Below are 24,423 nucleotides of genomic sequence, written 5' to 3' on the forward strand. Positions count from 1 at the left end.
TATTATATTTACTTTTATGTTAAATTATACCATCAAATGATGAAGATTTCAAAATTTTCGTTAAACAAAATTCAGACATTCATGACAATATTTTTCTACAATTTAAATAAAGGAAGTAAGTTTTTAAAATAAAAACTTACTTCCTCACTTTCTTTATTATTAATTTGTATAACACAAATCCTATTATTATAATCACCAGGGTTATGTCAGCAAAATGAAACCATTCACGTATAATTACCCATTTTTCTCCCATTTTATAACCTGCATATCCTAGAAATATACTCCATATGGAAGAACCTAATAGTGTATAAATAATAAACTTCTTAGTTTCCATTTTGCTTATACCTGCAGGAAGAGAAATAAAAGTTCTGATTATGGGTAAAAGCCTGGAAAAAAACACTATTTTTTCTCCATATTTATTAAAGTAATAATCGCTTTTTTCAATATGAGCCTTGGAAAGTTTAAGACTATGTGCATATTTTTCAACTAAAGGTCTTCCACCTATTTTTCCTATAAAATAAGCTCCTATGGATCCTGCTGTTCCGCCTAATGTGCCAAATACTATAACAAGTATTAGATTTAACCTTCCAGTAAAGCTCAAATATCCTCCAAAAGGCAATATGGCTTCACTTGGAATAGGTATACAAGCACTTTCCAATGCCATTGATATAAATATGCCCACATATCCGGTTTTGTCTAAAATAAAAATAACTGCTTCTATTATTCTTTCTATCATTATTATTTCCTCTTTCACATAAGATGTATACGCTCCTTATATTCTACCATATATGATGTATGATACTAATAATCTATAGAAAAATTAGTCATTTCAGATAAAACTATTTTTTACAGGAATCTCTTTCAATTAATTCATGCAGCAATACATAATTTCTTTCTTCCAACTCCTGTTTATTTATCAACTTTATAAGCATTCTCATACCCACAGATCCCATATCATAAATAGGTTGAGCTACAGTAGTTAATTTAGGATAAAATATAGATGACAGATATATGTTATTAAAACCCATTACATCTATGTCTTCAGGTACTTTTATTCCTTTATCCCTAAGTGCATTTATGGCTCCTATTGCAATTTCATCACTAGTGCAAAATATTGAATCTATTTTTGTTTTATTCAATATTTCATTTATGCCTTTATATCCATCTTTTGCTTTAGGACTGCTAAAATAAACCCTATCTTTATTAAGTTCTAAGTTATTTTCCTGAAGAGCTCTTCTATATCCCTTATACCTCATAGCACTAGCATTAACTGTATCTTCCCCAGCACCTATATACGCTATGTTTCTATTTCCCTTTTTTATCAAATAAGTAATTCCATCATATGCTGCCTTTTCATTATCAATAGTTACACTGGGAATATCATCCTCTTTACTTGTAGTTTCTACTAGAACCATAGGTAATTGAAGCTGTTTTATAAGCTCTAAAATTTTTGGTTCCAGGGAATTGCTCATGTATAGAACTCCATCTGACATTTTTTCTTTTAATACTTTTAAATACTCCATTTCCTTTTCTATGTTTAAATCAGTATTACACAGCATTATATTGTAATCATATATATTCGCCACATCTTCAGCTCCCCTTACTATTTCAGGGTAAAACTGATTGGATATATCTGGGACTATTATTCCTATAGTTCTTGTCTTTTGTGTTTTAAGACTTCTTGCCACTATGTTGGGCCTATATCCCAGTTTTTTAATAGCTGACAACACTCTTTTTTTAGTTTCTTCATTTACAACGTCTACATCATTAAGTACTCTGGATACCGTAGCAATTGAAACTCCTGCTTCTCTAGCCACGTCTTTAATTGATGCCGCCACTTTATATCACCTACCAATTTGCGTTTTTTATAATTATACTTATAAAATTATTTTATTACAAGACAATTTGAATCTTTTTATTAATTATCTACATTTTAGCCTATGAAAGTTCATTTTAACAACTTCCCAGTTCCAGATGAAGTAAAAAACTCCCTGGAACTAAGAAATATGTTTATTTAGAATTTCAACAATTAATCTAATGAATTTACTTTATTTTACTACTTCTACTGCTATATCAAGTTCTTCTCCATTAATATTACATTTATTATATTTTTTATCAGCATTATAAGTAATATTTACAGAAAGGGTTTCCTTTTGAATTTGGCTTTCAAATTTTTTTACCACAGCCTCAAGCTTTTTATTTCCTGAAACATATAAGTTTATCTTGTCTGCTACTTCAAAGCCACTTTCTTTTCTCATATTCTGTATTTTACTTAAAATTTCTCTTAGATTTCCCTCTTCTTTAAGTTGTTCTGTAATAGTAGTTTCTAAAACTACCCCTATATCTCCCTCTCCGGCAAAGGCAAATCCTTTTAATCCTTCCATTGTAATAAGTAAATTTCGAGAATTTAATTCTATTTCCATTTCTCCTATTTTCGCTTTTACTATTTCATCATTATTTATTTTTCTGGCAAGTTCCATCTGATCCATAGAGGATATTTTTTCTCTTATTTTAGGTATTAACCTTCCATATTTTTTCCCCAGCTCCGGCAAATTCGGTTTTATATTAAATTTTACATATTTTGATAAATCTGCATTAAATGTTATGTTTTTAATATTTAATTCACTTTTGATTATATCTTCATAGTACTCAGGAAGTTCCTTTACACTCATGAGCATTTCCGAAAGAGGCTGCCTGTTTTTTATATTGGCTGCATTTCTAGCACTCCTGCCCAATCTAACTATTTTATAAGCTTCTTCCATATCCTTTTCCAGATCGCCATTAATTACACTATCGTCATATTTCGGCCATTTACACAAATGTATACTTTCAACTGCATCCTTATGGAGATTTACTACAAGATTTTGATAGATTTCCTCTGTCATAAATGGTACAAATGGTGCAGCAACTAGAATCAGTGTGTTTAATACTTTATATAAAGTTACATAGGCGCTTATTTTATCTTCTGTTAAATCTTCACTCCAAAATCTCGTTCTATTTCTTCTAACATACCAGTTTGAAAGTTCATCTACAAAATCTCCAATGTTATTAGCTGCCTGAGTAATCCCATAATTATCCAGATGAGCTTCAGTTTCCTTTATGAGTGAATTTAATCTTGAAACTATCCACTTATCCATTATATTTTTACTTACAAAATCCTTATAATCCAGAGGATTAAAATTATCCAAATCTGCATAAAGCACATAAAAAGAATACACATTCCACAGAGTACCCAAGAATTTTCTCTGACTATCCTGAACTGCTTCTTCATAAAATCTAGATGGAAGCCATGGTGCACTTTCAGTATAAAAATACCATCTTGTTGCATCTGCACCTTCATTTTCTAAAGCCACTTCTGGGCTCAATACATTTCCTTTATGTTTTGACATCTTTAAACCATGCTTATCCAAAACATGACCCAGAACCAAACAATTCTCAAAAGGACTCCTGTCAAATAATACTGTAGATATTGCCATAAGGGTATAAAACCACCCTCTTGTCTGATCTACTGCTTCAGATATAAATTGAGCTGGAAAATTTTCTTTAAAAAGCTCTTTGTTTTCAAATGGATAATGATGCTGTGCAAAAGGCATGGAACCCGAATCAAACCAGCAGTCAATTACATCCGGAGATCTTTTCATTTCCCCGCCGCATTTATCGCACCTCAATTTAACTCTATCAATATATGGTTTATGAAGTTCTATATTATCTGGAACATTTATCCCTTTTTCTTTTAACTCTTTAATACTTCCTATACATTCCTTGTGTCCACATTCACATTCCCATATTGGTAGAGGTGTACCCCAATATCTTTCTCTGCTGAGGCCCCAATCTATTACCCCTTCAACAAATTTTCCGAATCTGCCTGTTCTTATATTGTCAGGATACCAATTTGTGTCATTGGTATTTTTAACGAGTTTATCTCTCATCGAGGACATCCTAATGAACCAGGTATCTCTTGGATAATACAAAAGAGGAGTATCACATCTCCAGCAAAATGGATAAGAGTGGGTAAACTTTTCTGTTTTATAAAGTATTCCCTTCTCCTTTAAATATTCTATTATTTTAGGTTCGGCATCTTTTACAAATATTCCCTTCCATGGAATAACCTCTTCTTTAAATTTTCCCTGGGTATCTACTGAATTAGTCATAGGTATATTATACCGCTTACAGCTATTACTGTCATCTTCACCAAAGGCAGGAGCAGTATGAACTATTCCGGTACCTTCTGTTAACGTTACATAATCCGCATGAACAATATAATGTGCTTTACCCTCAAAAGATGCAAAATTAAACATTGGTTCATAATCCAGACCCACTAATTCCTTTCCCTTGAATTTCCTTAACACTTCATATTCATCTTCCAGGGTTTTTAAAAGAGCTTCTGCTAATATTAAATGCTCTCCTTTATTAAGTACTTCCACATAATCATAATTTTCATTTACTGCCAATGCCATATTATTAGGTAGTGTCCATGGTGTTGTTGTCCATGCAAGTATATATTTGTCTTTATCTTTGAGTTTAAATTTAACATATATTGACGTCTCTTTTACATCTTTATATCCTTGTGAAACTTCATGAGAGGAAAGTGCAGTACCACACCTTGGGCAATAAGGCACTACCTTATGCCCCTTATACAAAAGACCTTTTTCCCAAATTTCTTTTAACGCCCACCACTCAGATTCTATATAGTTATTATGATAAGTTACATATGGGTTATCCATATCTACCCAGAACCCTATTCTGTCGGACATTTTTCTCCACTGGCTCACATATGTAAATACACTGTCTTTACACTTTTTTATGAAATTCTCCACCCCATAATCTTCAATCTGAGGTTTTCCTGAAATTCCAAGGTTTTTTTCAACTTCAAGTTCAACTGGAAGTCCATGTGTATCCCAGCCGGCCTTTCTTAAAACCTTATATCCCTTCATAACTTTATACCTTGGTATAAGATCTTTTACAACCCTAGTTAGGACATGACCTATATGAGGTTTTCCATTGGCAGTTGGCGGTCCGTCATAGAAGGTAAAATATTCTCCGTCCTCATTTTCCCTTAAACTCTTCTTCTCTATTTCTTTGTCTTTCCATAGCTTTAGAATATCTTTTTCCATTTGTACAAAACTTTTGCTATTATCAATCTTTTTATACATGGATTCGACCCCTTTCTATTTATACTGTTAAGTTTTTACTATTGTGCATGTTTTATACACAAAGTAGGATTTTAAAATCTAAAAAAATTAATTATTTACAATAAAAAAACTTCATCCAAATAGGACGAAGTTTTATTCGTTTATACCACCTATGGTAATACTTTTTTACTGTTACAACCCTTTCTTTAACGCAGAATTACGTAAGGGTTTACTCAAATAATTAAAATATTTTTCAACCCTTCAACTCCAAGGTGATTTTCTCCAAGTTATTCTATGAGTTCTCAACATCCTCACTCTCTGTAAGCAATACAAACTTAGATACTCTCCCCGTTCAATGTTTTTAGACTAATCATTGTATAATTTCTCTTTATTATATTATATGCATTTTTTATTGTCAATTTATTTTATAATATTTGTTATTTAATTTTTCTATTTATACCCAAGTGTTTGTAGTATTCCGTCAGCTATAGCTTGTGCAAATTTTTGCCTATATTCATCACTACTCAACTTCGCCGCATCATCGGGACTACTTACAAATCCCAATTCTACAAGGGCTGATGTTGCATTAGTATTTTTAGCAATATAGAGCCAGCTTCCATCTTTTAATCCCCTGTCATACATCCCGACTTCTTTTACAATACTATTTTGTATATTTAAAGCCAGCTTTTCACCTTCCGAATTCCCTGTATAATATAAAGTTTCCGTACCATGGGCAGAGGACTCAGTAAAATAATTAGCATGAATACATACAAAATACTTGGCATTGGCATCATTTGATATATCACATCGTTTTTGAAGACTTTCATTAACACTCATTGGAACAGAACGCATATCTGTAGTTCTGGTATAAACCACATTTATACCCTTTGATTGAAGTATTGCACCTGTTTTTAATCCTACCGCTAGAGTAATATCATCTTCCTGGAGCCCATTTATTCCGGTTGCACCAATATCATTTCCCATTCCATGCCCCGGATCTATCACTATTACAGGTGTCCCGGGTGTCCCGCTTGACGGTGGTGTTTCAGTGGGCTTTGAAACTATAGTCAATGTAAAAAGTACTTGTTTACTATAGCCGGGTACGGTTCCATTATAAGTAAATACGCCGGTTTTAGAAGAATCAATTGAGTCAGCTGACCATATTACCGGTACTTTTTTACTTGTGCCATCACTCATAGTAGCTTGTACACTAGTAGGAAGGGAATATTGACTTCCTACAGTTATATTATCAGACAGATTTGATATGGAACTTATAGTTATTCCTTTATTCCCATCCATAGATCCCAAGGATTTCAAAACTCCATTTGCAATAGCCGCTGCACTTTTATTTTGATAATCATCACTTCCAAGCAGTGCACTTTCTTCAGTACTAGTCATAAATCCCAGCTCAACCATAACTGCCGGCGCCACAGTTCCTCTAAGTATAGTATGTTTATATACTCCTGCCTTAATCCCTCTGTCTGTACGTCCGGTATAACTTATCATTTCATTCTGAATTTTCTCCGCAGCATTTTTGGCAGAATCACTACAATCAGTATAATAAGTCTCTATTCCACTTACCTGCGAATTTTCCGCATAAGAATTGCAACGCAAAGCTACAAACAAATCTGAGTTTGCCTTATTTGCTATATCAAAACGGGTCTGTAAATCAGAACTGCTATCCCACGTTACATTATCGTCTTTTCTGGTATAAACTACATTAACTCCATTTTGCTCTAGTATTTTCCCTGCCTTTAATGCCACAGACAAATTTACATCTTTTTCTTTTATACCTGACTTACTCACATTCCCAAAATCTGTACCTCCATGACCTGCATCAATGGTAACGGTGTACTTTGCATTTCCAGAAGAAGTTGGATTGGATTTCACTGTGAACTGCATTTTAGGCTGATCCTTTAAACTTTTACCATATGCAGATTTCAAACCATTTTTTACAGTTAAGTTGTATGTCTTTCCATATGTATACTGTGTTTTAGGGGTAACTACTATATTTGTTCCATCTTGTCCCACTTGCAAAGAAACTGGAACCACATTACCATCGCTGTCTGTTACAACTATATTGGAGCCATTTACTGTATTCGTGTCCAATTTTATATTGAATTTTATATTCCATGATTTATTAACTTCTACATCTTTTCCTACAGTCATTCCATCATATCCAGCTGCTTGTACATCATTAACCCTTGCAAATACTATAAGCATAAATATAAAACTCATTAACAGTACCATATAAATTCTCGTATTTTTCAAATAATCACCTCCATATATACCTCGTATTATTATAATATAAAAAGTATTAATTTTATACATAAAAATAGATATATTTACATATTAATCTAAGATAGCTATATTTTTAATAAAATATTTAAGGTAATGGTATAATATTATCAAGTGATTCTTAGATACGGTGGAGCTTTTTCATAAGAAATGCCTTCCTTCCACCGAACCTTATTAACAGTATTCTTAGTGTCTTTAGCACTTAGAATACGTTATCCTTTAGGGGAAGAACTTATCCAGGGACGTAGCATTGCTAGCCATCGGACAAAATCAAAAAAATTTTATTATAAGGAGATGTTTTTTATGAAAATAACATGGTTNTTATCCAGGGACGTAGCATTGCTAGCCATCGGACAAAATCAAAAAAATTTTATTATAAGGAGATGTTTTTTATGAAAATAACATGGTTAGGCCATTCCTCTTTTTTATTGGAAGATTCAAAATGTCATAAGCTTTTGACAGATCCTTTTGATGAAACTGTAGGATATAAGGTTTTCCAGGGAGAAGTGGATTTGATTACAATAAGCCATAATCATTTTGATCACAATTATACACAAAATATAAAATGCAGCCACATTATAAATAAACCAGGTTCTTTTAATTTATGTGACATACCCATTATGGGAATACCCTCTTATCATGATAAAGTCAAAGGAGCAAAAAGAGGAAAAAACATAATATTTATAATAGAAATGGATGGTTATCGAATATGTCATCTTGGAGACCTTGGATATATATTATCTAAAGATGAGATAGAAAAATTAGGCAGCATAGATGTGCTGTTGATTCCGGTAGGTGGTAATTTTACCATAGATGGTAAAGAGGCTGCAGAACTGTCCAGATCCATTAACAGTCATATAGTAATTCCAATACATTATAAAACTTCCTCTTTAACTTTTGAATTGGATGGTCTGGAAAGGTTCCTTAAATATATGAAAAGTGCAGAAAGAGTTAAGAGCAATTCTCTAGTTATAGAAAATAAATTACAAGAATACAATTCAGTTAAAATACTTGATTATAAATAATTTTTAAATAAAATCACCTTTTAAATATTTTAAGAAAATACTAATTGTGTTCTACGTGCTCTAACCCTGCGTTAAAAAGCCTGTTTATATGTTCATCATCTAGTGAGTAATATACTGATTTTCCCTCTCTTCTAAACTTAACCAATCGAGATGTTTTCAAAATTCTAAGTTGGTGTGATATAGCAGATTGACTCATTTGAAGTATCTCTGCTATGTCACATACACACAATTCCTTTTTAAATAGTGCATATATTATTTTAATCCTAGTAAAATCACCCAATACTTTAAAAAGCTCCGAAAGATTTCTGAAGACTTTTTCATCCAGCATACTTTTTTTAACACACTCTATACAATCTTCATGAAGTTCAGTACAAGAACATACTTCGATTCCCAAATTTTCTTTCACATTATCAACTCCCTACTACGAAGTATTATAATATATTTAATTGGAGTCTTTCAACTAAAATCAACAATACCTGCTTAAAAACAAATTTTCAATTATAGGATATTTCTATAATCCTGTGAGATATCAGACTGACCTTTACATCAATAATCCTCTGGTTACTTGAACCCTTGAATCTCAGTTTGCTATCTTTTTTACTTTCTTCAAACTTTCCATCCACCAATACATCTATGTTATTTATCAAACCTTGCCAATGTGTATTTTGTGTATTATACAGAATATGCTCAAAAGTATATCCTGTATAACACCATATATTTAGACCCAATTTTTTAATTTTATCTGCCATATAAGCAAATTCTTCTGCCTGTTCAAAAGGATCGCCACCTGAAAATGTAACTCCAGTTATCAGTGGATTAATTTTAATTTGCTCAATCAAATCATCTGTATCCTTTAACTCTCCTCCATTGAAATCGTGTGTGGAGGGGTTGAAACATCCTTTACAATTATGCTTGCATCCCTGAGCAAAAAACACCCTCCTCATCCCCGGCCCATTAACCAGACTTTCATAGGCGATACCTGCCAATCTGACTTTTTTTGTTGCCACTAAACTTCACCTCTATAAGATAACTTAAGAATACACATGTTTTCCCTTTCCCTGGGATATCCTGTCTGCCCTTTCCGCCATCTTTCCCTCTCCAAATCTTTCATCCAGTGATAAATATCCCGTCACTCTGGATATGCCCTGGATATTATTGCTTCCACATTTAGGGCATGTATCTTCACCATGCAAATAAGTACCGCATTCTTTACAATACCTTATATGAAAGTTTATTCCTATATAACTTATATTGGTATTGTCATAAGCATAGTTGATTATATTTCTAACAACTTCTTCCGATGGATAATCATCTATTTCAACATAACTTATATGTCCTCCATTGCATAATTTATGATAAGGAGCTTCAATATCAATTTTGTCCTTTATAGATATTGGAAAGCCTACCGGGATATGATAGGAGTTAGTATAATACTCCTTATCTGTCACATCAGGTATTTCTCCGAATATTCTTTTATCCTGAACTATGAACTTTCCACTCAGTCCTTCTGCAGGAGTTGCATAACAGCTCCAATTCAAATGAGTTTCTTCTGTAAGCTTATCCGTATAATTTCTAATATGAGCAATTATTTTTATCCCAAGCCTTCTTGAATTTTCATCTTGGCCATGATGTTTTCCGGTTAATGCAACCAATGTTTCTGCAAGTCCAATAAATCCTATTGCCCATGTGCCTTGTTTTAATATTGGCTCTATGGAATCATCCTGCTCTAAATTTTCAGCTCCTCTCATAAGTTTTTGTCCAGCTACAAAAGGCAAGTCTTTAACCTTTAATCTTTTCAAAATATCATATCTGTGCATAATAGATTGTCTTGAAAGCTCAAGCCTTTTATCAAGCAGTTCAAAAAACTTATCTTTACTTCCCTTGGAGATAATACCAATTCGAGGTAAATTAATAGTAACAGGTGCTATATTTCCCCTGCCCTTTACACCTGCCTCCCCATTTACATTAGAACAGACATAAGTGCGGCATCCCATTGTTGCGGGTATTATGCCTTTATCGTAATACACCTTGTTAAAATCCGCATCCAAATTCATGAATGTGGGATTCATCCTCTTTGAAGCCACTTGGCAGGCTATCTTAAATAGATAATAATATGGATCCTCTTCATTTTTATTTACACCCTTTTTAACTCTGAATATTATATTGGGGAATATTGGCTGTTCACCTTTACCCAAGCCTTTTTCATACTCCAGTAAAAATATTTCACATACTAAAGCTGCATCCTCTGATCTTGGCACACCTATATTTATGGAGCTAAAAGGTACCTGTGAACCTGCCCTGGAATGCATGGTATTTAAATTATAGATCATACCCTGCATGGCTTGCTCTATACTTCTTCTCAACTTTTTATCTAAAATTTTCTCTATTTTATATTCTTCCACTCCCACTGCTTTTAAATCACGGGCTATTTCCTTTCTTGTAGGTTCAACAAAAACAGCCATATCATTATCAAAATCCGGATGAGACTGTCCCCCAAACATGTCGTTTTGTGAGGACTGCAAAAGTATACAGGAAAGTTCTGCAGCAGATTCTATTCTCCTAGGACTTCTTATATTTCCATACCCAGTATTAAATCCACCTAGAAGCATTTCCTTAGTTGGTATATGAAGACAATTTATAGTCAAATTATAGGAATCTAAATCATGATAATATATATCTCCATTTTCGTGTGCTTTAGCCAAATACTTTGGCATGGTAGCCAGATTATGCCATTTGTTGGATTCACTTGCTATTCTTAACAGTTTTGCGCTAAAGTTATTACCAACATTGGCATTGTCCCTGTCTGTCTGAACTCCTATTTTGTCAATGGCTTTCATAAGATCAGATTTTATCTCTCTTATATTATTTCTCTCTTTTCTATAATTTGAGTAAGATAATCCTATTTTCAAATATCCTCTTTTTATAAGTACCTCTTCAACTATATTTTGTATATCCTCTACATTTATTTCTTCTAAATCCAACTTCTCTATATGCTGGGCAACTTTCTGCGTCAAGTCAATAAATTCACTTTCCTTTAATTCACGACCTATTTCATCAGAAGCTCCTTTTATGGCATTAGTGATTTTAATAGAATCAAAATCAACTTTTCTTCCATCTCTTTTTACAACATGTAGCATATATTATTCCTCCCACCTACTATATCTTGTATATCCACGTTGATTATTATACTATGTCGCATATAGAAAATCAATCTTAAAATTAAATTTTAGGAATAATAATCTAAATAATGATAAAACTAATAAAAATTTAAACTTTAGGAGGAAATTTTTATGATTGGCAAAATAATAGATTTAAATATTACAGAGGCTCTTATAAGTTTTCAGGATGGCTCCACTGTTGATGTAGGTACTTCTCATTTGCCTTCTAACATTAAAATAGGGGATGCTGTAAACATAGATCCTCATCCCAAATCTATGTCAAATGATAAGTTCAAAAATACTTCTCCCTTTAATATATTCTAATTTTATTTTCAAACAATAAATTTTACCGTAATAACTTTATATTTAAAATATATGATCTTTCCCCAATGAGTTTTTCCTATAACATTTTTAAGGTTCAGAATAAATCTCTATTTATTCTGAACCTTAAAAATCTGTTTATCCGAAGGCTACCATTGAGTGGTTGATAAGCTCTTCTAAGATTCAGGTACGAAAAGTATTCCTTATGAACAAACTTAACCCGAACATAAGAAGAGCCTGATATACTCTTTTTTATTCTACAGTAATGGCAGAAACCGGACAACCTTCCTCTGCTTCCTTTGCAGAGTCCTCCAATTCTTCTGGTACTTTACCTGTAATTGCAACTGCTTTCCCGTCATCATCCATGCTAAAAACATCAGGACATGTACTTGGACATAATCCACAACTTACGCAAACATCTTTATCAACTACTGCTTTCATAATATTCTCCTGTTACAAATAACAGGACTTTCACCTCTTTCGTTATAATTTAATAATATAAATAAAATTATCTTTGATTTATATTATTCCCCAAAAACTGGATTATTATATGCAAATTAAAATTATTTTAATTTTGTTGCAAAATTATCCAATAAATCATTGTACTCAAAAGAATTGCTTATATAACTCTCTACCTTTCCATCTTCCATGCTTTCTAGCAATTCAGAATTTACAGGCATTTCCTCCAGTAGTTTTAAACCCAGATATTGAGCTTGTTCTTTTGCAGACTTTTTACTAAATAGCCTTATTTTTTCTCCGCAGCTATTACATTTAACATAAGACATGTTTTCCACTACACCTATAATATTTACGTTCATTTTTTCTGCCATTATAACCACTTTTTTTACTATCATGGATACCATGTCCTGGGGAGTAGAAACTATAACCACCCCTTCTAGTGGAAATTCCTGCATTATAGTAAGGGCTATATCCCCTGTTCCCGGCGGCATATCTATAAGAAGATAATCCAATTCCCCCCAGTTTGTATCAGAATACATTTGTTTTAACACTCCTGCTATCATAGGGCCTCTCCAAATAACCGGCTGTTCTTCTTCCTCGGTTAAAAGATTTAAGGATATTACCTTTATTCCCAAAGAGGTTTCTACAGGTAAAAATTTTATCTCCTGGTTTTTATCAACTTGAATTATATCTGCCCTTTTATTGTTTATTCCAAAAAATCTAGGCATAGATGGACCTGTTATATCTCCATCAAGTACTCCTACTTTATAACCTGCAGCCTTCAATTTTACTGCTAATATTCCCGTAACCGTTGATTTCCCAACTCCGCCCTTTCCGCTCATAATACCTATTATATGCTTTATATTGCCGTATTTTGGGAATATAAAATCACACCCATTTTCACTTCTGCTATTGCATTTAGATTTACTTGAACAATTATCACAACTACCCATATTTCTCCTCCTCTTTTATAAATCCATTTATTCACTGGCTATCTTATCTCAAATATTACTCTAAAAATCTTTTGGCTGATTCTGGGATACATTTATAGTCCATCCACCACCACTATAGGTATCATATATATAATAAATTTTTTCACTTTCATTTTTCTTATCCCAGAATGTGATAGTTGCCTTATACAACGTAGATTTATACCCTTCAGTCTTTACTGTAACCCATATATCATATTTATCCTTATCATTGTTACCTATGCCAGCATTTTTAAACTTGCCATTGAGATCTGACTTAAATTCTTCTACTTCAGTGGATAATATAAACCTTTCACCATCTATATCATCTTTAAAATTTATTCCTATTTTTTTATTTCTGTCTTTATCTTTAAAGTACTCATTTAAAGTATTCATTATTGAGCCATAATAAACTTGTTTAAAATTATTGGGAGGCATTCTTATATTCCAAAAATTATTAATTATATCACTATCTATTCTTTTTGATATAATATATGTCTGATCCTTACTATAAAGATTTCCTAAATCTTTTTTATCAAGACCCGCTATATAACTAAACTTATGAATTTTATTATTGCCTTCATCTATTTCAAATATATAATCCGGTTGTAAGGAGGACTTTTTTGATACTTTTTTACCCGAAGACAGTATATCATACAAATCTTTAATTGCATTTTGATCAGTAACTACAAATTTAAATCCCTGATCTCTTATATTTTGAATAACTATCTTATCAACTTTTCCCTGTCTTATGTACTCAAAATCCGAATTTTTTAAGCCAGCTTTAACTTCCAATTCATCTATTTTATTACAGCCACATAATAAAACAGCTACTACAAGTGTACTTAATATTAAAAATATGCTCAATCTTTCTTTAGTGAATTTTTTCAATTTTCTCACCTGCTGCTAAAATATTATCAATTTTTTAATATGTAAATTTCTATCTATCACTTCATTTGCAGCATGGGATTTCAACCCCTTTCTATGCTAAAAAATCTATGAATATTATAACATACTTATAGCAAAAAAATCCCCTTTCATGCAATTAAACCTGAAAGGGATAAAATATAATACTTTACTATTTATACTCTAAAGTTTTTACAATAGTTTCAAATATAGTAGGCATATTCTCCTTGAAATCCGTGTCCTTTACAAAAAAAGAAAATCTGCAAAATTGCTTCCCCTTTTCTAAAAAATATTCTATACCTCTGTAGCTATCTCCAATTTCTTTTGTAATAGTATATTCAACCAAATACCCATCACTGCCATTTATATTAATTCTTCTTATATTATAATCTTTATATAAATTCTGTTCTTCAGATATACTTTTGCTGTTTTGCAAAAATACTTTTAAATCCCCCTTTAAATTCCAAACTTGAACAAAACCATTTATTTTACTGTCTGCACTTTTGAAGTCACTGTGGTATACTATTTCATCTCCAAATATATCCTGATTTCTACAAATCCAATTAGATGGCAATTTATATTTTAATCTATTTTTTAATCCGCTGTACTGAGTTAAAGATTTTATATCATTTTGCATTAAAGCTGTGAACTTTAATTTCATATCAAAGTTTTTTTCAAGTCCGAATAAAATTATCATAAGCCCTATTATAATTATTGTAACTCCAAGTTTTCTTTTATTTATCAATATCACTTTCATAAAAGGCGCCATAATATTATTTTCTTACAGGTATTATTACTGTGTTTGTTTTAAAATCATAAAACATCAGCCAATACCCTGTTTTATTTTTATCTTTTAAAGATATCCATGTGACAAACCCAGATTTACCTCCATAAGGCTGATCTCTTTTATCCTTAGTGCCCAAAATCCCATATATTAAATACTTTACTCTACCCTTTTTATCACATTTATATCCCATTAAATACTGGCAATGTTTTTTTATATATGGATAGTACCCTATCATAGGATAATATATTAAAGCATACTTATTATAATCGTTCATATTATACATATCTTCCATGGAACTTACCGGTACCTTATACCACTTACATCTTTTCAATTCTTTACTTATGTTTTTGGTCTCCTTAAATCCATTCGTAAGATTGTTGAAAAAGTCTCCCTCAGGACCCTTGGGGTAATTTACCGATTCACTCATGCCTTCTTTATTTTCATATTTATGTCTATTTAACTCCGCCTTTTCATACGCCTCAGTGCTGGAATCATCTACATATATAGAACTATCCTCTTTTGGTATCTCATATTCTATATCTTCCATTTCAAGATCCTTTTTAATTTTTGATTCAAAAACATCTTCAATAACTTCCTTATTATTTTTCTCTACTTCATCGTTATCTTTCTCATAATTAGGGATTTCTTTATTCATATCTTTTTCATCTTCTGATTTTTTACATACTTTCTTTTCTTCTGAATCTTCAACCTGTACTACATTATCTAATTTTTCTTCCTTCTCACCTAAATGTGCTTCTTTTATATCTTTTATATCTTTTTCATCTTCTTTTATATTTTCTTTATTGGTCTTAGCTCTTTCTATGCTTTCTTCATATTTATCAAATATACTCTTGTCCTCAACCTTTTCTGGCTTAACGGTCTTTAATTCTTCAACATCCTTATTTTCTTTTTCTTTTAAGTTCTTACTTCTGTCCTCTAATATCCTAAAGGTTTTCCATTCAGGTATTTCTGTACTTGCAAATCCGCTCATTACAGATACTATGTTATTATCCAGCATTCTGACTATAGCGGCTCCTGACACCTTATCCATGGATACACCGCTACCAGCCACATTACTCATAGGATATTCATAGCATATATCCGCTCTTCCATAATCATCTATGTTCATTTCACCTATTTTAATTATATTTTTCATATCCTTTTTATTACATATAAGTATCATATAATACGGTGTTTTTTCCTTTTTTAAATTTTGTACGTAATACGATATTTTGCACTTTTCATTCTTCATCTCCAATTTTGCATATCCTGAAGCAATCTTATCAGAAGCTAAAGAGTACCCTTTTTCGTCTTCTTGTAATATTATAAAGTATCTACTATAACTCTTTTTTTGTGCCAACTTCCTATACCTCCATATATTATATTCATTATAATATATGAAGTAACTTCCAAAAAGTGAACAAATAGTTTTAACTTCTATATAAAAATCGTACTACACTGATTATAAATTAGCGGATACTTCATGTATACAGTCGGATAATTTACCAAATTCCTCAACAGACAATGTCTCTCCTCTTCTTTTAGGATCAATTTCAGCCATATTAAAGGTTTCTTCCATATGCTCTTTAGGAATCTTTAATACCTTTAGGGCATTCCACAAAGTCTTTCTCCTCATATTAAAAGCACATCTTACAATTTTAAAAAACAACTTTTCATCTTTAACTCCAACTCTTGGTTTACTCAATTTAATCAATTTTATAACTATGGAATCCACCTTAGGCCTTGGGATAAATGAAGAAGCTCCTACTCTTCTTATCAATTCAACATCACAATAATATTGAACAAGTATAGATAGTGCACCATATTCCTTACAATCAGGTTTGGCTGCAATTCTTTCTCCCACCTCTTTTTGTATCATTATGGTTAAGGTTTTAAAATTATAATGATCATTTAATAATTTTGCAATAATAGGTGTGGTTACATAATACGGTAGATTTGCTACAATCTTTACACTACTCTCATCATTTATTATTTGGGAAAAGTCCATCTTTAGTACATCTTTATGTATTAACTGAAGATTGGTAAACTCTTTTAACTCCTCTTTTAAAATAGGAATCAAATTCACGTCCACCTCAATTGCGCATACCATTTTTGCGGCCTTTAAAAGTTCCCTTGTTAAGTTCCCAACTCCCGGACCTATTTCTACAACCAAATCTTCTTTATCTATTTCCGCACTATTTACTATATCCTCTAATACTGAAGTATCTATTAAAAAGTTTTGCCCCAAACCTTTTGAAAACCTAAAGCCATATTTTTTCACTATATCTTCCGTAGACAACTCACTCATATTATTTCACCCTATTCATCCTTTTATTTATTTTATTAACAGCTATTTTAAATTCCTCTTTTGTTACTCCATAATTGTTCAGCCTAAATAAAAATTGGGAAGTATTACAATACCCTATGCCAAGCTCTTTTCCTAAAAGATCTCTTTTTTCCTTGGAATTTAATTTTCCTGTAAGTCCAAAAAATATCATATCATTTATGTTAAATTCATATCTTTTTTCTTTCAGCTGGCATTTTGCACTCTTTAAAGCATTTATTATAGTTTCCGGAAGAGCATTTTCCACTCCTATATCTCCATTTTTTATTCCATCCTTTTGAGATATATATGCATGTTTTATTCCTTCAACTCGCTTTGATATAATTTTTCTTATTTTATCTCCTGCAAAATCCGGATCAGTCAACACTATAACTCCCTGTCTTTTCTGAGCTTCCCTTATTCTATCTATAATCTTTTTATTTATTCCAAATCCCCCTACGGCTATAAGCTCAGCATCTACAGCTCTTTTAACAGCTGTTATATCATCTCTTCCTTCCACTACTATTACTTCTTTTATCATAAAGTTCCTCCTCGTAATAAATTGATCCAGTGAACATACATCAACAGATCTAAATCACTTATTTAAAGAAAAAATAGGAGCACATGCTCCTACCCAATTACGTAGACATCAACCCATTTTACGCCCCAGTTAACAGCTTCTGATCCTGAATTGAAAAATAAATCTACTCTATTACCCTTAATAGCTCCACCTGTATCTTCAGCTATAGCATAGCCATAACCTTCTACATAAAGTTTTGTACCAAGCGGTATTACTCTAGGATCAACTGCTATAGAGCTGTAATTTCCGCTGCTTCTCTTTGCAACAGTTCCTGAAGCGGTTATGCCAAATCCTGAATCCCCAGGTCTCTTACCTGTACTTTGATAATCTGCAGTATATGCAGTTGCTTTCATTTTAATGGATTGGGCATAATTAAGGCTTCCACCCCTAGAAGGAGTACTATCAGCTAACGTCCCCACAGCTACAACCTTTTGTACAGGTTCCCTCTTTACAATTTCGCTTATTATTTTTCTGGAAACCTCTTTACCATCTTCATATATTATTCTGGTTGTAGTTTCCTTTTCGCCATTTTGTCCTTCTTGTAAAAGCTTTCTAGTCCCATCTTCAATCTTTGAATCATTTTTTAAAACTGTTTCATATTCTATAGGTCTACTTTCCTTCATGTTTTTAATTTGAACCCTAGTCACTACTATTTTCATTCCTTTTTCAACAGCATGGTCTCTAGATGGATACACTTTATCCAATCTTGAAGTCTTAATATTTTCTTTTTTTAAGAAATCTCCAACATTATCTTCTGCTGACTTTATATTTAGTTTTTTACCATCAACTGCTACTTCAACTTCTACTGCTCTTTTAACTATTAATCTACCTTTATCTTCTACTTTCTTGTCTAGACTAGGTGTTACTTTGTCCCTTGGTCCTATTTTAATTCCATTGCTTGCTAGAACCTTCCCATAAGTATGGCTGAATGTAACGGCCTTTGTCTCTCTACCATCTACCGAAATTATCACCGTTTTTTTTACACTAAACATTATTAAAGTCAAAATTACTAAACTTATAGATACAATAAACTCTATCTTAGGACCACGGGGAAAATATTTCTTTAAGCAAGTTTCAAACCTCTCCACCATAAAAATACCTCCTCTGGGCAAAAGCGACATATCCCATTATAAATGGGATCTAAATTTATGTCAAACATCGCCCTGTATAAAACTGTTTCTCAAAATATCAATGCATCCCTATGCATAAAACTTATAAATAAAATAATTATTTATGATTGCGATATTATAAAAATATTTCATGTTTCAAAACCAGTCATTCAGCTTTCTATTTGAAATACAGTTTTTATTATTTTTAGGTGGTTTTAATATAAATTATGTTGCAAATATAAATTTGATTACTAGAATAATCAAGTTAAAATAAATATGTTGACATCTCTTTCCTATTTTACACTATTATTACAATTTGAGCAAGCGATTTATATTAGAAATTGTTATTTTGCTTATTTTACTTATATCCAATTCTTTTATTTCCGCTATTTTACCCATAATAGATTGAATATACTCAGATCTGTTTCTCTTACCTCTAAAGGGAACTGGTGCCATATAAGGACAGTCAGTTTCAACTAAAATCCTATCAACAGGCACTTCTCTTGCCACATTTATCAGCCTCTTTACATTTTTAAAAGTCACTACTCCTGTAAATCCTATATAATATCCTAGTTTCAAACATTCTCTTGCAAATTCAACACTTCCTGAAAAACAGTGAATCTCACCAATAACATCCTTAAATTGCTTTATTATATTTAAAGTATCCTCATGAGCTGATCTATCATGTATAATCACAGGCAAATTAAGCTCTTGTGCCAATTTCATCTGTCTTATAAATACAGCTTTTTGTATATCTCTAGAAGGATTTTCCTCATAATAATAATCAAGTCCTATTTCTCCTATGGCTCTCACTTTTTTATTTTGTGCCAGATTTCTCAATTCATTTAATGTATTGTTGTCAAATTTATCTGAATATTCCGGATGTATTCCCACGGCTGCATAGAATATATCATGCTTTTCTGCCAATTTAACAGAAGTTCTGGATCCTTCTATGGAAGAACCACAATTTAGTACTCCTACTACATTGTTTTTTTTCAAATCTTCTATTACCTCCTCTCTATCTTTATCAAACTGTTCATCATCATAATGTGCATGTGCATCAAAAATACTTATATCCATATTTATCATTCTCTCCCTTATTGTCTATAAATCCATATTAATTACAGCAAAATACTATCAAAATTTATATAACTTTTGATAGCATTTTACCCTCTGATTTTAATATATAATTGTATTTTAACTTATTGTACTGCCTGTAGGAAGCTCTCCTGATACTGATACTGTAAATAATTTGCTGTTGTCCTCTGAAGCCGCAGACAATATCATCCCCTGTGAAATTTCGCCTTTTAATTTTATAGGCTTTAAATTCGCCACTATTACCACATATTTGCCAACAAGCTCTTCTGGCTTGTAGTATTTAGCTATTCCTGAAATTACCTGCCTTTTTTCCTCTCCTAAATCCAGCTGAAATTTAAGTAATTTATTTGAACCCTTTATAGGCTCACATTGCAATACTTTTGCCACTTTTAAATCCAGTTTTTCAAAATCATCTATGGTTATTTCTCCCTTGGAGGGTTTTACTTTAGATCCCTTTGATGCCTTTTGCTGTTCCTTTAATTTATTTAGTTCTTCTATTTTTTTATCTACATCTATTCTAGGAAACAAAACTTCTCCTTTATTTATTTTAGTCCCTGCTTTAGTTCCGTCGAAAGAAGCTATACTATCCCAGGAGGTGAGATCTGCATTAAGCTGTCTATACATTTTTTCACTGGTTTCAGGAAGATATGATGAAATACATACTGCTATTATTCTTAAAGATTCCGAAAGATTATAAAGCACTGTTCCAAGCCTTTTCTTTTTATTTGTATCCTTGGCTAATATCCAAGGTGTGGTTTTATCTATATACTTATTTGACGTGCCTATAAGCTCCCATATATTATCCAATGCCTCCGGTATCCTCAAACCATCCATATTCTTCTCCACCTTTTTAGGTGTTTCTATAGCTGTATTTATAAATTCATTATCTACATCTTCTCTTTCCGATGGTGCTGGCATTATTCCATCAAAATATTTTTCAATCATAGTACAGGTTCTCGATAATAAATTCCCCAGATCATTAGCTAAATCCGAATTTATTTTTTTTATAAATATTTCATTGTTAAATAATCCATCAGCACCAAATGGGATTTCCCTTAACAGATAATACCTGACAGCATCTGCACCAAAATTATTTACCAGAACTACAGGATCTACAACATTTCCTTTGGACTTAGACATTTTCCCGCCATTTACCAAAAGCCATCCATGTCCAAATACCTTTTTAGGAATAGGTTCTCCCAAAGCCATAAGCATTATAGGCCAATAAATAGTATGGAACCTCAATATATCCTTGCCTACTAAATGTACATCTGCCGGCCAATATTTCTTATATAATTCCTGATTTTCACTGCCGTAACCCAATGCAGTTATATAATTTGCCAGTGCATCTATCCAAACATATATTACATGTTTTTTGTCAAAGGTTACAGGTATTCCCCAATCAAAAGACGTTCTTGAAACACAGAGATCTTGAAGACCTGGTCTTAAAAAATTATTCAACATTTCATTTTTTCTGGATTCAGGCTGTATAAAATCCGGATGAGTTTCAATATAATCTATAAGTTTAGGTGCATATTTTGACATTTTAAAAAAATAAGCTTCTTCACTTGCCTTTTCTACAGGTCTTCCACAATCAGGGCACTTTCCATCCACCAATTGAGTTTCAGTCCAAAACGATTCACAGGGAGTACAGTACCATCCTTCATAATTTCCCTTGTATATGTCTCCCTGATCATACAATTTTTTAAATATTTTTTGAACTGCTTTTACATGATAATCCTCTGTAGTTCTTATAAACTTATCATAACTTATATTCATGATTTTCCACAGTTCTTTAATTCCAGCCACTATTTCATCTACATACTCTTTAGGACTAACTCCTTTGGCTTCCGCCAATCTTTGAATCTTCTGTCCGTGTTCATCAGTGCCTGTTAAAAGCATGACATCGTATCCGGTAAGTCTTTTAAACCTGGCAAGGGTATCTGCTGCTACAGTAGTATAGGTGTTTCCTATATGAAGATTCGCAGATGGATAATAAATAGGTGTAGTAATATAATAAGTTTTTTTAGTCATAATTTTCTCTCCCTTTTCTCTTAATTTTATATAAATACAAAATATTATATAATGAAATAAAATGTAGTTGCAGCAAATATGTAGTTAAAAAAAGCCTCTATATGAAGAAAACATCTCCATATAGAGGCGAAAAATACGCTTTGCCACTCTATTTCATCTTTATTTCACAATAAAAACATCACTAGGTAACTCAATTTATATATCTAAAATTATTCATCACCTTGCAATATAACGGCTGCTGCCGTGTCATTCTATTATTATTTCAAATGACCTGCTCTGGAGCCATCTTCATAAGTTGCTTCATCTTCGACTTTCACCAAATTGTCCTGTCGACTCTCTTTGCACAAATCAACTTACTACTCTTTCCCTCACGGCATTTAACAATATAATATGCCATATACTTTTAACTGTCAACATTTTTTGTTTCAAAATTCCCCATACTTTTTCTTTATGTCTTTTAAGTCTTCCCAAAACATAGGTTTTTTATTCTCGTCTCTAAGCACTGCAGAGGGATGAAAAGTAGCAGTCATATAAAATCCTTTTCTCTCAACCCATTTTCCCCTATCTCTTGTAATTCTCCAATCTTTTCCCAATATACAGTTCATTGCAGTAGCTCCAAGGCAGACTATTATTTTAGGTCTTACCAGTGCTACCTGATTTCTCAAATATGGAAGACAGGCCTCTTCCTCATGTTCATGAGGAGTCCTATTATTTTCCGGTCTGCACTTACAAATATTACATATGTAATAATCCTTTTCCCTGTGCAGTTCCAGAGATTCAAGAACTCTTGTCAAAAGTTTACCGGCCCTTCCTACAAAAGGCAGGCCTGTTCTATCCTCGTCCGCCCCAGGTGCTTCTCCTATAAACATGATCTTTCCTTTAGGATTGCCATCTCCAAAAACCATATTTGTTCTATTATCACCTAAAGCACATTTATGACAATTTACACATTCTTCATATAGTTCTTTCCACTTCAGCAACTTAATTCTCACTCCAAACTGTACCTAATAATTATATTATATATTATACAACTAATATGATCTCATAGAAATACTTCATTAAAACATAATTCTAGTTATTATAACTGCTGCTATTATAGACGCTATATCTGCCATTATAGCAGCCCAAAGTGTATGTCTTATTTTTTTTATGCCCACAGCTCCAAAATAAACTGTTAGAGTATAAAATATGGTTTCTGTAGAGCCCATAATTATAGAAGATACCCTGCCTATATAATTGTCAGGTCCAAATTTATTTAAGGTTTCAGCAAATATGCCAAGGGCTCCGCTTCCGGATAATGGTTTTATAAGAACAAGGGGTACTACTTCCGGAGGAAGTCCTATAATCTTAACTATGGGCTTTATAAGAGATATGAAATAATCCAAAGCTTTAGATTCCCTGAATACTCCCACTGCTATTATCATAGCCAGCAAATATGGAAATATCCTAATGCATATGCCAATACCCTCTTTAGCCCCTTCTACAAAACATTCATAAACTTTAACTTTTTTGAATACTCCATATGTAATTATTGTAAATATAATTATAGGTATTATGGCTTTTATTATGTAATCCAAGTCATTCTCTCCTTTCTTCTTCTAAAACCTCAGTTAAAAATACTTCTCCATTATTTTGCAGCATATTATTCCAACTATTGCTGCCACAGTAGTTGCTATTACACCGGGTATTATTGTTTCCGCCGGATTCTTTGAACCCACAGCTGCCCTTATAGAAATAACCGTAGTAGGTATAAACTGTATGCAAGCTGCATTTAGCACTAAAAATAGAGCCATGTCATCACTGGCCTCACCTTTTTTTTCATTCAATCTGTCAAGTTCCTCCATGGCTTTTATACCAAATGGTGTAGCCGCATTAGATAACCCCATCATATTAGCAGTTATATTCATGACTATTGCACCCATGGCCTTTTCATCTTTAGCCGCTTTTTTAAACAATATCTTTAAAATCGGCTTCATAATTTTAGCTATTTTATTTGTAAGTCCGCTTTTTTCTGCTATTTTCATAACCCCACACCAAAGACACATTATTCCCACCAAGCTTATGGCAAGTTTTACTGTTGAGTCAGAAGATGCAATAATAGCTTTAGATATTTCTTCACCTCTTCCTCCAAGTATTCCAAAACATATTCCAAAGGCTAAAATAAAAAACCATATAATATTAATCACAATAATTCACCCCTAATTTACAAATCAATACCATATTTT

The 24,423-nt window shown here is 32.3% G+C and carries 22 protein-coding genes and 1 other annotated feature; of the genes, 2 read left to right on the forward strand and 20 right to left on the reverse strand.

Annotation, left to right across the window (positions count from 1 at the left end):
- Positions 1-136: 136 nt before the first annotated feature.
- The 4 genes from AB8U03_RS03995 to AB8U03_RS04010 form a co-directional block, all read right to left on the reverse strand.
- Positions 137-736 (reverse strand): DedA family protein, encoded by a 600-nt coding sequence (locus tag AB8U03_RS03995; protein ID WP_369703257.1) that lies wholly within the window; start codon positions 734-736, stop codon positions 137-139.
- A 103-nt stretch (positions 737-839) separates the two neighbouring features.
- A complete protein-coding gene (locus AB8U03_RS04000; RefSeq protein WP_369703258.1) occupies positions 840-1,838 on the reverse strand; it encodes a LacI family DNA-binding transcriptional regulator in 999 nt (332 codons plus the stop codon).
- Between the two features lie 210 nt (positions 1,839-2,048).
- On the reverse strand, positions 2,049-5,153 hold the full coding sequence (gene ileS / locus AB8U03_RS04005) for an isoleucine--tRNA ligase (RefSeq protein WP_369703259.1): 3,105 nt from the start codon (positions 5,151-5,153) through the stop codon (positions 2,049-2,051).
- Between the two features lie 117 nt (positions 5,154-5,270).
- Positions 5,271-5,497: a binding site (T-box leader), on the reverse strand.
- Positions 5,498-5,582: 85 nt separating this feature from the next.
- On the reverse strand, positions 5,583-7,403 hold the full coding sequence (locus AB8U03_RS04010) for an N-acetylmuramoyl-L-alanine amidase (RefSeq protein ID WP_369703260.1): 1,821 nt from the start codon (positions 7,401-7,403) through the stop codon (positions 5,583-5,585).
- 419 nt (positions 7,404-7,822) lie between these two features.
- Between AB8U03_RS04010 and AB8U03_RS04015 the strand changes: the two genes are divergently transcribed.
- Positions 7,823-8,455 (forward strand): MBL fold metallo-hydrolase, encoded by a 633-nt coding sequence (locus tag AB8U03_RS04015; RefSeq protein WP_369703261.1) that lies wholly within the window; start codon positions 7,823-7,825, stop codon positions 8,453-8,455.
- A 40-nt stretch (positions 8,456-8,495) separates the two neighbouring features.
- On the opposite strand, the gene AB8U03_RS04020 is transcribed toward AB8U03_RS04015, so the two are convergent.
- The 3 genes from AB8U03_RS04020 to AB8U03_RS04030 form a co-directional block, all read right to left on the reverse strand.
- Positions 8,496-8,861 (reverse strand): ArsR/SmtB family transcription factor, encoded by a 366-nt coding sequence (locus tag AB8U03_RS04020; protein WP_369703262.1) that lies wholly within the window; start codon positions 8,859-8,861, stop codon positions 8,496-8,498.
- 88 nt (positions 8,862-8,949) lie between these two features.
- The gene (nrdG, locus tag AB8U03_RS04025) at positions 8,950-9,462 is read right to left on the reverse strand and encodes an anaerobic ribonucleoside-triphosphate reductase activating protein (RefSeq protein ID WP_369703263.1); all 513 of its coding nucleotides are present in this window, start codon (positions 9,460-9,462) and stop codon (positions 8,950-8,952) included.
- Positions 9,463-9,486: 24 nt separating this feature from the next.
- Entirely contained in the window at positions 9,487-11,592 is a 2,106-nt protein-coding gene (locus AB8U03_RS04030) for an anaerobic ribonucleoside triphosphate reductase (protein ID WP_369703264.1), read from the reverse strand.
- A gap of 153 nt (positions 11,593-11,745) precedes the next feature.
- Here AB8U03_RS04030 and AB8U03_RS04035 point away from each other — a divergent pair, with 153 nt between their 5' ends.
- The gene (locus tag AB8U03_RS04035; protein WP_369703265.1) at positions 11,746-11,937 is read left to right on the forward strand and encodes a hypothetical protein; all 192 of its coding nucleotides are present in this window, start codon (positions 11,746-11,748) and stop codon (positions 11,935-11,937) included.
- Between the two features lie 249 nt (positions 11,938-12,186).
- Here AB8U03_RS04035 and AB8U03_RS04040 read toward each other — a convergent pair whose 3' ends face one another.
- The 13 genes from AB8U03_RS04040 to AB8U03_RS04100 all read right to left on the reverse strand — a co-directional run bounded on the left by AB8U03_RS04040 (position 12,187) and on the right by AB8U03_RS04100 (position 24,384).
- Positions 12,187-12,375 (reverse strand): ferredoxin, encoded by a 189-nt coding sequence (locus AB8U03_RS04040; protein WP_369703266.1) that lies wholly within the window; start codon positions 12,373-12,375, stop codon positions 12,187-12,189.
- Between the two features lie 122 nt (positions 12,376-12,497).
- On the reverse strand, positions 12,498-13,346 hold the full coding sequence (locus AB8U03_RS04045; RefSeq protein ID WP_369703267.1) for an Mrp/NBP35 family ATP-binding protein: 849 nt from the start codon (positions 13,344-13,346) through the stop codon (positions 12,498-12,500).
- A 60-nt stretch (positions 13,347-13,406) separates the two neighbouring features.
- Positions 13,407-14,252: a hypothetical protein gene (locus AB8U03_RS04050; RefSeq protein WP_369703268.1), complete on the reverse strand. Its 846-nt coding sequence runs from the start codon at positions 14,250-14,252 to the stop codon at positions 13,407-13,409.
- Between the two features lie 187 nt (positions 14,253-14,439).
- Positions 14,440-15,024 (reverse strand): PsbP-related protein, encoded by a 585-nt coding sequence (locus tag AB8U03_RS04055; RefSeq protein ID WP_369703269.1) that lies wholly within the window; start codon positions 15,022-15,024, stop codon positions 14,440-14,442.
- Between the two features lie 16 nt (positions 15,025-15,040).
- Complete coding sequence (locus tag AB8U03_RS04060) at positions 15,041-16,414, reverse strand: DUF7922 domain-containing protein (RefSeq protein WP_369703270.1); 1,374 nt, start codon at positions 16,412-16,414, stop codon at positions 15,041-15,043.
- Between the two features lie 102 nt (positions 16,415-16,516).
- A complete protein-coding gene (gene rsmA / locus AB8U03_RS04065; protein WP_369703271.1) occupies positions 16,517-17,362 on the reverse strand; it encodes a 16S rRNA (adenine(1518)-N(6)/adenine(1519)-N(6))-dimethyltransferase RsmA in 846 nt (281 codons plus the stop codon).
- Position 17,363: 1 nt separating this feature from the next.
- Positions 17,364-17,918, reverse strand: coding sequence for a ribonuclease M5 (rnmV, locus tag AB8U03_RS04070; RefSeq protein WP_369703272.1), 555 nt, complete (start codon positions 17,916-17,918; stop codon positions 17,364-17,366).
- Positions 17,919-18,007: 89 nt separating this feature from the next.
- Positions 18,008-19,048 carry a 3D domain-containing protein gene (locus AB8U03_RS04075; RefSeq protein ID WP_369703273.1) on the reverse strand — a complete coding sequence of 347 codons (1,041 nt, stop codon included), beginning with the start codon at positions 19,046-19,048 and terminating at the stop codon, positions 18,008-18,010.
- 327 nt (positions 19,049-19,375) lie between these two features.
- Positions 19,376-20,146 (reverse strand): TatD family hydrolase, encoded by a 771-nt coding sequence (locus tag AB8U03_RS04080; protein ID WP_369703274.1) that lies wholly within the window; start codon positions 20,144-20,146, stop codon positions 19,376-19,378.
- A gap of 117 nt (positions 20,147-20,263) precedes the next feature.
- Positions 20,264-22,198 (reverse strand): methionine--tRNA ligase, encoded by a 1,935-nt coding sequence (gene metG, locus AB8U03_RS04085; protein ID WP_369703275.1) that lies wholly within the window; start codon positions 22,196-22,198, stop codon positions 20,264-20,266.
- A 425-nt stretch (positions 22,199-22,623) separates the two neighbouring features.
- Positions 22,624-23,178 carry a uracil-DNA glycosylase gene (locus AB8U03_RS04090; protein WP_369703276.1) on the reverse strand — a complete coding sequence of 185 codons (555 nt, stop codon included), beginning with the start codon at positions 23,176-23,178 and terminating at the stop codon, positions 22,624-22,626.
- Positions 23,179-23,256: 78 nt separating this feature from the next.
- On the reverse strand, positions 23,257-23,775 hold the full coding sequence (locus tag AB8U03_RS04095) for a spore maturation protein (protein WP_369703277.1): 519 nt from the start codon (positions 23,773-23,775) through the stop codon (positions 23,257-23,259).
- A gap of 33 nt (positions 23,776-23,808) precedes the next feature.
- Positions 23,809-24,384: a nucleoside recognition domain-containing protein gene (locus AB8U03_RS04100; protein WP_369703278.1), complete on the reverse strand. Its 576-nt coding sequence runs from the start codon at positions 24,382-24,384 to the stop codon at positions 23,809-23,811.
- Between the last annotated feature and the right edge of the window lie 39 nt (positions 24,385-24,423).

Source organism: Clostridium moutaii (assembly GCF_041205085.1).
Taxonomy (GTDB): domain Bacteria; phylum Bacillota; class Clostridia; order Clostridiales; family Clostridiaceae; genus Clostridium_B; species Clostridium_B moutaii.